Annotated in this window: 8 protein-coding genes and 2 pseudogenes; 7 read left to right on the top strand and 3 right to left on the bottom strand. The window is 41.4% G+C overall.

Annotated elements, in window-relative coordinates; all coding sequences use genetic code 11:
• Positions 1 to 59 precede the first annotated feature (59 nt).
• The 5 genes from uvrA to E2I05_RS18645 all read left to right on the top strand — a co-directional run bounded on the left by uvrA (position 60) and on the right by E2I05_RS18645 (position 7856).
• Positions 60 to 2885: an excinuclease ABC subunit UvrA gene (uvrA, locus tag E2I05_RS18665; RefSeq protein ID WP_121851892.1), complete on the top strand. Its 2826-nt coding sequence runs from the start codon at positions 60 to 62 to the stop codon at positions 2883 to 2885.
• A 284-nt stretch (positions 2886 to 3169) separates the two neighbouring features.
• Positions 3170 to 3949: a hypothetical protein gene (locus E2I05_RS18660; RefSeq protein ID WP_121851891.1), complete on the top strand. Its 780-nt coding sequence runs from the start codon at positions 3170 to 3172 to the stop codon at positions 3947 to 3949.
• A 145-nt stretch (positions 3950 to 4094) separates the two neighbouring features.
• Complete coding sequence (locus tag E2I05_RS18655; protein ID WP_121851890.1) at positions 4095 to 5879, top strand: DEAD/DEAH box helicase; 1785 nt, start codon at positions 4095 to 4097, stop codon at positions 5877 to 5879.
• Between the two features lie 596 nt (positions 5880 to 6475).
• The gene (locus E2I05_RS18650) at positions 6476 to 6829 is read left to right on the top strand and encodes a hypothetical protein (RefSeq protein WP_121851889.1); all 354 of its coding nucleotides are present in this window, start codon (positions 6476 to 6478) and stop codon (positions 6827 to 6829) included.
• A 250-nt stretch (positions 6830 to 7079) separates the two neighbouring features.
• On the top strand, positions 7080 to 7856 hold the full coding sequence (locus E2I05_RS18645) for a hypothetical protein (protein WP_121851888.1): 777 nt from the start codon (positions 7080 to 7082) through the stop codon (positions 7854 to 7856).
• On the opposite strand, the pseudogene E2I05_RS22700 reads toward E2I05_RS18645, so the two are convergent.
• Positions 7840 to 8066 (bottom strand): annotated as a pseudogene (locus E2I05_RS22700) (organoarsenical effux MFS transporter ArsJ); the annotation flags it as partial. The gene E2I05_RS18645 and the pseudogene E2I05_RS22700 overlap by 17 nt on opposite strands.
• A 327-nt stretch (positions 8067 to 8393) precedes the next feature.
• Between E2I05_RS22700 and E2I05_RS22695 the strand changes: the two are divergent.
• A pseudogene (locus tag E2I05_RS22695) lies at positions 8394 to 8528 on the top strand (IS200/IS605 family transposase); the annotation flags it as partial.
• A gap of 117 nt (positions 8529 to 8645) precedes the next feature.
• Here E2I05_RS22695 and E2I05_RS18630 read toward each other — a convergent pair.
• Entirely contained in the window at positions 8646 to 12527 is a 3882-nt protein-coding gene (locus E2I05_RS18630; RefSeq protein ID WP_121851887.1) for a hypothetical protein, read from the bottom strand.
• Between the two features lie 657 nt (positions 12528 to 13184).
• The gene (locus tag E2I05_RS18625) at positions 13185 to 13586 is read right to left on the bottom strand and encodes a hypothetical protein (protein WP_121851886.1); all 402 of its coding nucleotides are present in this window, start codon (positions 13584 to 13586) and stop codon (positions 13185 to 13187) included.
• A 188-nt stretch (positions 13587 to 13774) separates the two neighbouring features.
• Here E2I05_RS18625 and E2I05_RS18620 point away from each other — a divergent pair, with 188 nt between their 5' ends.
• Positions 13775 to 14347, top strand: a complete 573-nt coding sequence (locus E2I05_RS18620; protein ID WP_121851885.1) for an anthranilate synthase component II — start codon at positions 13775 to 13777, stop codon at positions 14345 to 14347.
• Positions 14348 to 14354: the final 7 nt, after the last annotated feature.

Below are 14354 nucleotides of genomic sequence, written 5' to 3'. Positions count from 1 at the left end.
GTAAATAGAATCTGGCATACTATGAATCTTTTTTTCAGAGCTAAGGTGACTAAAGTCAGATGGATAAGATTGAAATACGCGGGGCTCGGACACACAACCTAAAAAATATCAACTTAACGATTCCTCGAAATGAGTTGATTGTCATTACAGGGCTATCGGGCTCAGGTAAATCTTCTCTCGCTTTTGACACGCTTTATGCCGAAGGGCAGCGACGTTACGTCGAATCTCTGTCTGCTTATGCTCGCCAATTTTTGAGTTTGATGGAAAAGCCCGATGTGGATCATATCGAAGGGTTAAGCCCAGCGATTTCGATTGAGCAAAAATCAACTTCACATAACCCGCGCTCTACAGTGGGTACCATTACTGAAATTTACGATTATCTTCGTCTTTTGTTTGCTCGAGTGGGTGAGCCGCGTTGTCCTACGCATCAAGTACCATTAACAGCACAAACCATCAGTCAGATGGTGGATAATGCCTTAGCTTTGCCTCAAGACAGTCGTCAAATGTTGTTGGCACCTGTGGTCAACGGGCGCAAAGGCGAACATGTTAAGTTACTTGAAGGATTAGCGGCACAAGGTTATGTGCGTGCGCGTATTGATGGCGAGGTGTGTGACTTGTCCGATCCGCCAGCGCTAGATTTACATGTCAAACACTCGATCGAAGTCGTGGTTGACCGTTTTAAAGTACGTGATGAGATTAAGCAGCGATTGGCAGAATCGTTTGAAACAGCCTTAGCCTTGTCTGGCGGTATTGCCATTGTTGCGCCTTTAGAAGCATCAGATGAAGAATCTTTGATTTTTTCAGCTAATTTTGCATGCCCACATTGCGGTTATTCGATGGCGGAATTAGAGCCAAGAATATTTTCATTCAATAATCCCGCAGGTGCGTGTGGCACTTGTGATGGACTGGGTGTTCAGCAATTTTTTGACCCAGAACGTGTCGTTATTAATGGAGACTTATCGCTGGCTGGTGGCGCGATCCGCGGTTGGGACAGACGTAATTTCTATTATTTTCAAATGTTAAACTCACTGGCAGAGCATTATAAATTTGATGTTGAGCAGCCATTTAATGAGTTAGATGACAAAGTTCAGAAAATTGTGTTCTACGGCTCAGGCAAACAAAAAATAAATTTCCAGTATATGAATGACAAAGGTGATGTCGTGCAGCGTACGCATCCTTTTGAAGGGATCCTAAATAATATGGATCGGCGCTATCGAGAAACTGAAAGTAATTCTGTGCGCGAAGAGCTGGCTAAATTCATTAATACTCAGTCTTGCCAGACCTGTGAAGGCTCCCGCCTTAGGGAAGAAGCCCGTAATGTTTTCATTGATGAGGTGAATTTACCGCAAGTCACCACATGGTCTATTGGTGAAGCCTCTGCGTATTTTGAAGCCTTGGCTTTTTCGGGACAAAAAGCAAAAATTGCCGATAAAATCTTAAAGGAAGTGCGGGAACGGTTAGGCTTTTTGGTCAATGTTGGTTTGAATTATTTGAATCTATCCCGTTCAGCGGACACCTTATCCGGTGGTGAAGCACAGCGTATTCGGCTTGCCAGCCAAATTGGTGCGGGTCTTGTGGGTGTCATGTATGTACTTGATGAACCTTCCATTGGCTTACATCAACGTGACAACGAACGTTTATTAGGCACGCTAAAGCACCTTCGTGATCTTGGTAATACAGTGATTGTGGTTGAGCACGACGAAGATGCAATTCGCATGGCCGACCATGTCATTGATATTGGTCCCGGTGCTGGTGTGCACGGCGGAGAAGTGATCGCCAGCGGTAAGCTTAATGACTTAGTAAAGTGTAAACAGTCAGTAACAGGGCAGTACCTTTCAGGTGAGAAGCAAATCCATGTGAAAGGTGAGCGTGTTGAGTTTGATGCCGAAAAAACCATTCAATTAAAAGGCGCGAGTGGTAATAATCTAAAAAATGTAGATTTAACCATTCCAGTTGGTTTGATGACCTGCATTACAGGGGTATCTGGTTCCGGTAAATCAACATTGATCAACGACACGTTTTATAAAATTGCTCATATCATGCTCAATAATGCCACGGTTAATGAACCTGCGCCTTATAATGAAATCATCGGCATGGACAATTGCGATAAGGTGGTCGATATTGATCAAAGCCCCATTGGTCGAACGCCGCGCTCGAACCCAGCTACTTACACCGGAATTTTTACACCGATTCGAGAACTGTTTGCAGGTACTCAAGAGTCACGTACGCGCGGTTATTTAGTGGGACGCTTCTCATTTAATGTGAAAGGTGGGCGTTGTGAAGCCTGTCAAGGCGATGGCTTAATTAAAGTCGAAATGCACTTTTTACCTGATGTTTATGTCCCTTGTGATTCATGTAAAGGCCAGCGTTATAACCGTGAAACCTTAGAAGTGCGTTACAAAGGAAAAAATATTCACGAAGTACTGCAAATGACAGTAGAAGATGCTCGTGAGTTTTTTGATGCTATTCCTGCTATATCTCGTAAACTCCAGACGCTAATGGATGTTGGTTTGTCTTATATTCGTTTAGGTCAAAGTGCGACGACATTGTCTGGTGGGGAAGCGCAGCGAGTTAAATTAGCGAAAGAGTTGTCGAAACGAGATACGGGGAAAACCTTATATATCTTAGACGAACCCACAACTGGTCTGCATTTTGCTGATATTCAAATGCTTCTTGATGTATTGCACCGTTTGAAATCACACGGTAATACGGTTGTGGTCATCGAGCATAATCTTGATGTGGTAAAAACTGCGGATTGGATTGTTGATTTAGGCCCAGAAGGTGGTGATGGCGGTGGCACTATTTTGGTGACGGGTACGCCCGAACAGGTTGCACTGCATCCTACCTCGCATACGGCGCGCTTTTTAAAACCGATGCTTCATTAGTTCGGTCGGCTCCCTCGTACGATAAAAGCTCCCTATGTTCAATTAGGGAGTGCTCTTCTCAGTAAATTGAATGGATAAAATCAAGCAGCTAACGCTTCTATGTTGAAATCAATCACATGCAAGATATTTTTAAACAGGCAAATTGATTAGCACAATCTTTATCGAAAGTGTTGCTAAATATCCTTAAAAATTAGGTGAACCTTAATTAATTTCTTGAAAAAACTCACTTAATCTAGCATAAGCTATGCTTAAAGAGTGGTATTTAGGACTCTTTAGGAGGCAGTATGTCTCAGTTTACCGTTTCAGAAAGGCCGTTTAGTTTTTCGGGCAAGCGTGATCTTGCTCTCGATGCTGAATCTATCCAACAAATAAAAGATCAGTCGCAACCAAATATCAATCCGTTACGCACCATTGTTGAACTGGTTTGTAGTATGTTTGGGGTTAAATTTGAAGCGGCCTCTAAAGATCTATTTACTTTAACACATTCAAAGAATAAGTATGACTGTGATCAGGCCATGAATAGCTTAAATTCTCAGTTGGGTGAGGGTGCTTCAGGCCGAGTTCAGTGCAAAGAAATTCAAGAGAACAATAAAACCTTCTATCAATATAGTCTTGTGATTGATGGTCAAGATCCTATCCTTCTAGATCAAGTTGAACCGCCAAAACTGTTATCTTGCGTACCAAATATTCATTCTCTTAACATCCGTTATCGATTAATTGCGATTAAGGACCACCTTAAAGGTCAATTTGAACACTCAAAAGCGGCAAATGAACAGCTTGAGTTATTGATGACTAAAAAGTGGGCAAGCGAAAGGGAATTAGACACTTATTTAAGCTATTTAAATCGTGAATGCCAAAGCCACGATGTAAATTTTTATAAAGTTAGCGTGAATGACAGTATTGAATATAGAATGCGATTAGCCGATGGACAAGAAGCATTGCTGCGCCATTTTGAACCGCATGCACCTATTAGTAAAAGACATAACAGAATACAAAATTTGGTAAGCGCTGAAGATAGAAGAGACTATGCAAGAATTCAGGCTGCTATGAATAAGATCAAATAAATTACCTAAAGAAATAATTATAGCTGGAGAAGTGTCGCAAGTCTTGCTATACTCCGCCGCCTTCGACGCGGGGAATCGACACGGGGTTGATTTTCTGTCTGTGAAACTTAAGCGCTCCTCAGCGCATCCACAAGGCTACAACTCAATGTCAACCACTGAAAAAACTTTCCGTGATCTCGGTCTATCCGAACCATTACTACGTTCTTTAGATGAACTTGGTTATGAAAAACCTACCCCAATTCAAGCAGCAAGTATCGAGCCTCTCATGGCGGGTAAAGATATTTTAGGCCAAGCTCAAACAGGTACTGGTAAAACAGGCGCATTTGCACTTCCTCTTTTAAGTCAGTGTGATGCCAAATTAAGTGCACCACAAATTCTGGTACTCGCTCCTACACGTGAATTGGCCGTGCAGGTTGCTGAAGCATTTGGCAGTTATGCTAAATTTATGAAGGGCTTTCATGTACTACCTATATACGGTGGTCAAAGCATGGGGCAACAATTACAACACCTAAAACGTGGACCACAAGTCATTGTTGGTACTCCTGGTCGTGTTATGGACCACATGCGTCGCGGTACGCTTAAGTTAGATAACTTAAAAGCATTAGTACTCGATGAAGCAGATGAAATGTTAAAAATGGGTTTCATCGACGATATTGAGTGGGTGCTTGAGCATAAGCCAAAAGAAAGCCAATTAGCGCTTTTCTCGGCTACTATGCCAGAGCAAATTAAGCGAGTTGCTAATAAGCACCTTAACAAACCGACTCAAATCAGTATTGCGGCTAGCCACACTACCGTTGAATCCATCGAGCAACGCTTTGTTCAGGTTTCGCAACACAACAAGCTTGAAGCACTTGTTCGAGTATTAGAAGTTGAAAATACTGAAGGTATTATCATTTTCGTCCGCACACGTAATTCATGTGTTGAGCTTGCTGAAAAACTAGAAGCTCGCGGCTATGCGTCTTCACCTTTGCACGGTGACATGAACCAACAAGCGCGTGAACGTGCTGTTGAAATGCTCAAAAAAGGTCGTCTGGACATCATCATTGCAACAGACGTTGCAGCGCGTGGTTTAGATGTAGAGCGTATTGGTCATGTAATTAACTATGATATTCCGTATGACACTGAAGCTTACGTTCACCGCATTGGTCGTACTGGTCGTGCTGGGCGTACAGGTATGGCTATTTTATTCGTAACGCACAGAGAGATGCGTATGTTGCGCACGATTGAGCGTGCAACGAATAGCCGTATTTCGCCAATGACAATTCCAAGTCCTGAAACAGTTTCAGAGAAGCGTTTGTCTCGTTTGGGCGAGCAAATGGCTAAGACTTTGGCTGGGGATCTAGACTACATGAAAAATGCGGTTGCCGAATTGTGTAACCAGCTAGAAGTCGATACAGATTTATTGGCGGCGGCATTGTTGCAACAAGTGCAAAAAGAGCGTCCATTGCAGTTACCAGCGATTCAAGAGCGTAATCGTGATAACCGAGACAGTCGTGATGGTCGTCGTCGTGAGCGTGGACCTATTAATGTAGGTAAAGCTGACGCGTTAAAAGATAACCCTGATGTGAAAATGTGCCGCTATGTTATTGATGTAGGTCGTGATAACAACGTAGGTGTAGGAAACATTGTTGGTGCCATTGCTAACGAAGCCAATATTGAAAGTAAGTTTATTGGGCAAATTCAATTGTATGATGCGATCACAACAATTGATCTACCAGAAGGCATGCCTAAAGATGTTGTACAACACTTGAAGAAAGTACGAGTGTGTGGACGTCAATTAAATATTCGTGAAGCGGGTGATCAAGTGATCCCTGAGAGCGCACCTCGTCGTCGTAATGACAGAGGCGGACCTCGCGGTGATCGTAATCGCCGTCCAAGTGGCGATCGTAATCGTTCAGACCGTCCACGTCGCTCAAGAGATAATGGTTAACTAACCCAATTCATTTGAGTAAATAAAAAAGGAGCTGTGGCTCCTTTTTTGTTGTCTAAAGAAAAAATGGGTAATAGGAACCTTGTGAATGCATAAAAGTATAGATACTCCTCTTGGGTTGTTTCTAAAAATGAGATTATACCAATTACAGTAATTAACTTCCTACTCAGCAAGAGCTAAAGGATTTCAGTACAAGGCGCAAGTTTGAAGTACTATATACCCTAACGGCCGCCATACAAAGCTGGCGTTCAACGCACTTCGTGCTTTTGTCGGGATAATTCAAAAACTTGTAACGTAGTAATGGAATCCTTTAGCCTTGCCCTTCGGGAGCTTGTATGTGTTCAAATTACTACGCAAAATTGTCTCAACGTAGCAATGTAATAACGACAGTTTTGTATGTCAGTAATAACTATGTCTTCATCAATTTCACTTGTACTTTGAACACATACATAGCTCTGAGCTGGGAATTTAATTACTGTAATTGGTATTAGTAAAATCTACAATGAAATAAAACTGTAATGACTACCTTAGTTTTATAATTTTTGGTTTATGCTTAATAAATCGGTTCAGGGTATTAAAAAGAATTGGATGATAAGATGCATATTGCTTTAAAGGCGGGCTTGTACTCTGCTTTTGTTTTACCGGGAAGCGGACACCTTTTACTTAAAAAGCGCTATAGAGGGTATGCTTTTATTGCTGTCACGTTAATTAGCTTAATCATGCTGCTTCAGAGCATTATGGCGATTTCTCAACAAGTTGCTGATAAAATCGTCAGTGGTGAGTTGCCCATCGAACTGGGTCAAATAATGGCAGAAATACACCAAGGTATCTATGGTGAACTATTAGTATCAGCAGGGTTTGAGTTTAAATTGCTTGTAGCTTGTTGGTTATTATCCACGATTGATAGCATTCGGGAAGGTTTAAAAGCGTATCAGCAAGGACTGAAGTAATACCAATCCGCATTCAATAGTGATCGCTCAGCAAGGCTAAAGGGTTCCATTACTGCGTTACAGGCACTTGAATTATCCCGACAAAAGCACGAAGTGCGTTGAACGCCAGCTTTGTATGGCGGCCGTAGGGAATATAGTACTTCGACATGCGACTTGTACTGAAAACCATTATCTCTTGCTGAGTGAGAGATCAATTAATGTAGTTGGTATTAGATTACATTTGTTGAAATAAACTTTGGAGGGCTAATGAATGAGCGTTTCATATACGATTTTATTTCCATCACAAGTTTTAGGTAATTCAATGCCTCTTGATAATAAAATCTTGAGTAGCCAAAAGGAAAGCATTTTCATACAGCCCGAAGGACAGAAGACGCTTAACTTTGATCACGTGAAATCGGTTTTTTTCCCTGAGGTTAACCGTTTTTTTCAGCCTTCTAAAGCCTATGTTCATAGGTGTAAAGCGGTAAAAACTCAACAAGACGTTACACAAGAGAAAAAACGGCTGCTTGAAAATGAAGGAGCTATCGAGCTTGAATATCAATACCCAGAAACTAAAGAAGAGTGGTTGGAAAGAGCGGCTTTATTTGTGTCTGATATTAACCCTCCTTTAACCATGATCCTTGATTTAGACGAAACTCTTTTATCACTTGGGAAGGCTTATGGTCGATTTAATGAGGAGTTTGTTACACAAAATGGACGATTAACCTTTTATTACGATTATAAAGCGTTGCGTGAAGTTGCAGCTATACAGTCAAAGGGGCACAAAATATTAGTGATGACACACGCTACATATTCATACTCTGAAATAAAATTTCTATTTTATACCGTTGGCATTGAGCTTAAGCAGGCAGAATACTTTAATGCGCCGTATTTCAAAGGCTTTGATACAGCTAAAGCAGACTTTTTAGATGATGCTGGCTTTAAACACGAATCAATGCTGTTTGATGATCAAAAATATAATAAACCTAATGATTGTCACTTTTATTTAATATCAAAAGGTGAGCCTTTTCCTACGTTAGAGAAATAAGTTTAGAGGTAATTAATTTTTTAAGCTTAACCGAAACCAACATCGCACAGAGTAATAATCCGCTTGATATCCATAAGCAAGCCTCTAAACCATGTATTTGATATAACCAGCCTGATAATACCGTACCTAATAATCGACCTACCGCATTGGCATATAATATAACCCCACATCCAGTGATACCCCGTCGCCACTGGTGTAGTTGACGATTAAACCTAAATAAATCGGTTGAACGCACAATTTAACTTTAATTTATTGAAATTAGATACAAAATTAAACAACCCTAATTCACCTATTAGGTGAGTGCTGAACATTCATATACATGCCAAAATCACCGCTAGCTGCGTTATAAATTTTGCAAGTAGAACCACTACTTGCTGCTATTCATGCCTTGCTATCAGTAATTTTTTCTGCGTATATGAACGCTCCCAACCGATTTATTTAGATTAAATAACTATACAGGGATGAATTAATATGCTTACCCAACGGAGTTCAAATTGCAGATTTTAGGGTTTGAAAATTGTCAGTAATCCTACTTAATGGAGTGATGGTTATTTTGCAAGCACGGTCGAAAAACATGGTGATGAATCGATGATAGCGAATTACGTCAATAGCCAAGGAAAAGGCGATAAGTACAAAGCTCTACATAAAGATAATCAGTTAACGTTGTTCTGAGATTAATACCCCGTTTCGCGGAGCGAAGTCGAGCCGAAGGTAAGACAGCTTGCTGCGGGGTAGTTTATTTAAAGGCATTTTAACAAAGGCTATGATAGCAGTATCGATCGCTTGATGTTATGGCGGTGGAAATGTTGTGTAATCAGAAAAATCCGTAATAGAGAGTGCGTCTTCATGGTTCGCGGCATTTTTAAGTAACATGTCTTTTTGCTGGCTTTCATATGCTTTATCAAGTCGTTTGACTAACCTACTATCGACATCACTGCTTATTCTGCTCAGAATAACTGTTAACTCTGAGAGGGTGAACTCCTCAATACGAGCTAACAGCACCTCAACGTCTTCTGTACCCAGTTGAGGCTTATCTAAAATTGGGTTAGAGCCTGCTTCAGTCGGTAAATCTAAGAATAAACTGCTGGTCCATTCGTCATCAAGCTCGCTTAATTGTACTGGCTGATTATCTTTGCATAACGTGGCCGTACCCCAAAAGACATCGTCTTTTATTAAAGGAAACAAAGCCTCCTTTTCACCATCTTGGCAAACACTCGTTTCCATAAGCTCAGGCTCTTGCGCAATGTCATTCGTTGCTGCACTATCCTGAAGCCATGAAACGAGCGGTATGTTTTGGTACTGCACAGATGAACTTAACTTCTCTCTTAATGCGAAAGGAATGTCGGCGAGGGAGTATTTCTCAACGAGCGCTTTTACTGTAGGAGTGCTCAGAGAATCGGCATGATACACGAGATTGTGGCGGGTTTTCTGGTTCAGGTACAAGCCTTTTTGAACACACTTTTCAATGATGGCCAAATCAAGCCAGCTACCCTGCTGTGCCTCCGTGTTGCCTGTGGCTGTTGTCACTTGCTTTTGTGACAACCGTTCTCGTCGTCGTGTAACGTATGTACTGACAACGCTTTGTCCATTGATGTCAGTAAACTTAACCGGAAAGACACTGTTTAATGTATCAATAAACAGAGAAAGCTCATCGGCAGACCAGTTGCGGATAGTGATACTCTTTGAACTACTTTGGCTTAACTGAGGAAAAGGTAGCTTAACCACTTCCTCATCAATATTGAGCAGCGTCATTTGAGTTTGAGTTATATGATAAGGAGTAGGGGCGCAGGCAAAGGATAAGCTGAACCAATAACAAAAAAGCACCACGGGGCAATCTGTTTGTTGTGATTGCTCTTCAATGCGTAATGTGACTCCTTTTTTTGTATTCATACCGTCGGTGGATACATGAAACGCTACGGCATTTAAAGTTGTAGGGTGCTTTATAGGCAAGATTATCCCCCTAATGACCAGCCCAAAATTAAGTGTATTCATGGTTTTTATTTTGGGTTTTACGGCTTCTTTCAGATACTGACCGTAATCTTTTCCCGCTAGGCAAAGTGTACAAAATTCTTTAGCTGATAATGTCATCGATAATTGATATAGGTCATTGGCAGTACTGAACACTTGGCATAACACCCGCCAACAACTGAGATCGCTAAGCAATATCTCAGTTTCAGACACGAATGAAATCAAGCTGGCTGCAATTAAATATGCCTGAATCGTATTCACATCTTCATCCTCAACGCCCTTAATCACCACCGGATACAAGGTATTAACCCATTGTGCAGATGTGGGACATGAGCGGGTTACCCTGCAAAAATGAAAGTAATGGCTTATACTTTCATGGCTCTGCCCTTTTAATTCGAGCGCACAGGACAGGGTGCTTTTACTGATTGGCTTACTGAGCAATCGTTCCCAGTATGAGGATTCCTTCACTTCCTCAGTGCTCAGAAGCTGGCCACTCTTTGGACAAGGCGCATTTGCAAAGAATAATTTTAATCCCAGCTGACCGTTGGCGAAGCTGATTTCACCGAGTGCGTTCAAATGGCTTTTTATTACGTATTGGTGCCCTAATCCCGTTGTTTCGAACGAACTCAAGGAGCAGTAGTTACGCAAGTTTTTCAGCAGCTCAGGCTCGCCTTTAATGGTTAACGCCACCGCTTTTAGCGATGTTAGTTCATCCTTATCATGAGTGAACAGATCTACGATAGGTGAGCAGGAAAAAGCCTTTTTCACCGCTTTAAGAGATGATTGTTTCCACTCGTGAATGCAGAGTTGCAGTAGTTTATCGTCGGGTTTACCATCAATGCTTAATAAAGAAAGTAGGTGAGTTATTTCATCCTGTTTTGGCGGCAGAGGGAAAACCGCAAAGACACAGGCTAATTTAAGAAGGTGGACTCGGCCATTTTGCTGCAGCGCCGAGTATTCAAGCAAGTTAAACCAACCGTCGGCATTATCAGGCTGCCTCATCATTTTAATTAATAACTGCTTATACAAGGGCAGATTTAATCTGCCACCCTCATGCAACTGTGGCAGTTTCAGCAACTTAATAAAGTGCGTCATCGTTGCTTCGCCAGGCAGACCGTGGTTACAAAATATCGATAACAGGGTTTTGAATAGCGGCAGACTTAGTCTGCCTCCCACCTGCAGCTGCGGCAGTTTCAGCAGCTCAATAAAGCGCCTCATCGCTGCTTCGTTAGGCAGACCACAACCACAAAATATCGACGACAGAGATTTGAACAACGGCAGGTTCAATGTGTCGCCCTCTTGCAGCTGCGGCAGTTCAAGCAGCTCAATAAAGCGCGTCATCTCCGCTTCATCAGGTAAACCACGGCCATTAAATATCGACGACAGGGATTTGAACAGCGGCAGACTTAATCTGCCGCCCTCTTGTAGCTGCGGCAGTTCCAAAACCTTAATAAAGCGCGCCATTGTAGCTTCGTTAGGCAGACCACGGCCATTAAATATCGACGACAGGGATTTGAACAGCGGCAGACTTAATTTGCCGTATTCTTGCAGCTGTGGCAGTTTCAGCAGATTAATAAAACGGGTTATAGTCGCTTCTTTAGGTAAGCCACGACCACTAAATATCGACGACAGGGATTTGAGCAACGGCAGTCTCAAAGTACCGACTTCTTGCTGCAGCAGTTTTAGCAGCTCGATAAAGCGCGTCATCGATGCTTTGTCGGGCAAACCGCGGCTACTAAATATCGATGACATGGATTTGAGGCGCGGTAGACTTAATGTGCCGCCTTCCTGCAGCTGTGGTAGTTCCAGAAACTCAATAAAGCGCGCTATATCCACTTCGTCAGGCAAACCAAAGCCACTAATTATCGACGATAGGGATTTGAGCAACGGCAGGTTTAATTTGCCGCCTTCCTGCAGCTGCGGCAGTTTTAGCAACTCAATAAAATGCGTTATCTTTGTTTCGTTTGGCAAACCGCAGCCACTAAGTATCGACGATAAAGATTTGAGTCGCGGCAGGCTTAATCTGCCGTTCTCCTGCAGCTGTGGTCGCTTTAGTAACGTTTTAAAGCTCTTAATATCCGATCTGTTAGGCAATCCACAACCAAGAAATATTGACGACAGGGATTTGAACAGTGGCAGGTTTAATGTACCGCCCTCCTGCAGCTCCGGCAGTGTTAACAGCAGATTGAAGCGCTCTATCTCCTTTTTTTCAGGCAAACCGCGTTTATGAAACATTGCCGACAGGGATTTCATCGGTTGGGTTTGTGCTATCAGAATGATGTGTTTATCGCTGAAGTTAAAGAACATTTCTATTTTATACTTTCGACGAACCATGCTAGTAAAAAAGCTGGTATCTTTTATCTTTTTATCGGCGATGTTTATAAAAAAAAGTGTTAGTTTATTGCTGTATTGAGCTCGTTGCGCTTCAGATTCAATCTCGACCTTTGATAATAACGTTATGAATGCAGGAGCAACTTTAATGCCTTTGCTATCCATTGTGTCCTGAAGTTCTTTAGGCAGTTTGTTATCCTGCGAAACTAAATAACATTTACTCGCCGCAGTTGTGATGCGCGATTTTTTAGAACCGGGTTTGCTTTCTTCAGTCCTCGATCTTTTACGGCTTGACTTCTCAGCATAATTTGAGCTTGAGGATGTATCATACATGGCACCGGAAACTGCATTTGAAGTGGAGTTGAGTGCCATGTTTACTACCTTCTTTAAGTGCAGGTGTTTTTGAGTTTATATATAGGTATTGGCTGATTAAACATATTATCCTCCTTGCTAATCATCCTTATTTCACCCAGGATTTATCAAAGCAAATTCCCTCTTGAATTTAAGCCGCAACTAGCAGTTGAGATTAGAATGGTAAATATCATTTTAAATGAGTACAAATGAAATATATTTAAGATTTATAAACGGCTGTAATAAGGGGTTAAGGGGTAAATAATCCGCAAGACTAAGAATAAGGCAAAATATACTCATGTTGTCTGATAATGCATGATTTTAGTGAGAGTTATACTAATTAAATTCCCAGCTCAGAGCTATGTATGTGTTCAAAGTACAAGTGAAATTGATGAAGACATAAGTTATTACCGACATACAAAACTGTCGTTATTACATTGCTATGTTAAGAGAAGTCGCACTACCTGAGCATTTCAACACTTATTCTTCTACGTTATGAAAGCTTGTGAGCGTAGATCACTTCACTCATTGGGTGAAAATCATGATAATAAAATCATCTTATTGCTCAGACAGTTACTCATATACTCAGCGTTCAACTGATGTTTTTAGGTTCAAGTATCATTAATAAATCATGCTTCTGTTAAAATTGATTGGTTGATATTTTATGTAGGCAACTCCTTATGTTTTTGTTCTGGTAAAAACCGTTAATATGGGAAACTTACTAACACCAAAATAAAGAGTAAGCGATAAGGTTTCCCCCGCTTTAAACGACTGACTTATTTCAAAAGGAGTGATGTGCTCCCCGTCAGCAACTAATGCCATCAAATGTTTTTGGCTGATCGTTCTTCTGCCACTGGCTTGGTTTGTCAGCGTGACAATGGCCCATCGCTCGCCCGTTTCATTGCTCATTAAGGCAAAGTTATTGACTTTAAACGTACTGATGCTGGGACGAATATTGTCTTCGTTTGGAAAGGCCAGCGTAAAGTTACTGGGTACAACCCTATCAAGGGAGAGGGGCTCATCATTAGCAAAAAGTTGAAATGGTAATAAAAGAAAAATCCAAAATATTTTATTGATCATGGGGTTTCCTGAATAAATATAGCTAGTTACCCTTGTTTATAGACTGTAACACTAAATGACTTTATTAGGCCATAAGGCTAAAGATTAAAACTTAAGTTCGTTCTGGGTTAATGCTATTATTTTGCCACGGATTTTATGTCGTTCATTCGGAAAGTATTGATGTTTTTATTGAGAGAGGTAGCAGGGTTATGCTACTAATGATCGACAATTATGACTCGTTTACCTTTAACTTGGTTCAGTATTTCCAGCAATTGGATCAAAAAGTTCTAGTTAAGCGAAATGATGACGTTTCAATTGCTGAAATTGAGCAATTGAATCCGAGCTATATAGTGATATCTCCAGGCCCATGTACTCCAAATGAGGCAGGCGTATCAATAGAAGTCATTGAACATTTTGCGGGGAAAATACCTCTGTTGGGCGTTTGCTTAGGGCATCAGGCGATAGCACAAGTACATGGCGCTAAAGTGATCAGAGCTAAACGAGTTATGCATGGAAAAACCAGCGTAATTGAGCATTGTGGTGAAGGTTTATTTACGCAGTTAGCTAACCCGCTTACAGTGACGCGCTATCACTCGCTGCTGGTGGATAGTATACCGTCTGATTTTAATATTGATGCCTGGTTTGATGATGCAGAGTGTGGCCGAGAAATTATGGCCATGAGCCACAAAACGATGCCGCTTTATGGCGTTCAGTTCCACCCAGAGTCTATTTTAACCGAGCAAGGTTTGGAACTGCTGAATAATTTTTTAGCAATAAAATAACAAAAGG

The sequence above is a fragment of the Parashewanella spongiae genome (assembly GCF_004358345.1).
In the GTDB taxonomy this organism is placed as follows: Bacteria; Pseudomonadota; Gammaproteobacteria; order Enterobacterales; family Shewanellaceae; genus Parashewanella; species Parashewanella spongiae.
The sequence above is the reverse complement of the archived record's forward strand: the minus strand, read 5'-3'. Positions and strand labels throughout refer to the sequence as shown.

Bases quoted from the DNA above. Each gene is read 5' to 3' on its own strand.
- uvrA (WP_121851892.1), top strand. From the start codon at position 60: ATGGATAAGATTGAAATACGCGGGGCTCGGACACACAACCTAAAAAAT.
- E2I05_RS18660 (WP_121851891.1), top strand. From the start codon at position 3,170: ATGTCTCAGTTTACCGTTTCAGAAAGGCCGTTTAGTTTTTCGGGCAAG.
- E2I05_RS18655 (WP_121851890.1), top strand. From the start codon at position 4,095: ATGTCAACCACTGAAAAAACTTTCCGTGATCTCGGTCTATCCGAACCA.
- E2I05_RS18650 (WP_121851889.1), top strand. From the start codon at position 6,476: ATGCATATTGCTTTAAAGGCGGGCTTGTACTCTGCTTTTGTTTTACCG.
- E2I05_RS18645 (WP_121851888.1), top strand. From the start codon at position 7,080: ATGAGCGTTTCATATACGATTTTATTTCCATCACAAGTTTTAGGTAAT.
- E2I05_RS18630 (WP_121851887.1), bottom strand. From the start codon at position 12,527: ATGGCACTCAACTCCACTTCAAATGCAGTTTCCGGTGCCATGTATGAT.
- E2I05_RS18625 (WP_121851886.1), bottom strand. From the start codon at position 13,586: ATGATCAATAAAATATTTTGGATTTTTCTTTTATTACCATTTCAACTT.
- E2I05_RS18620 (WP_121851885.1), top strand. From the start codon at position 13,775: ATGCTACTAATGATCGACAATTATGACTCGTTTACCTTTAACTTGGTT.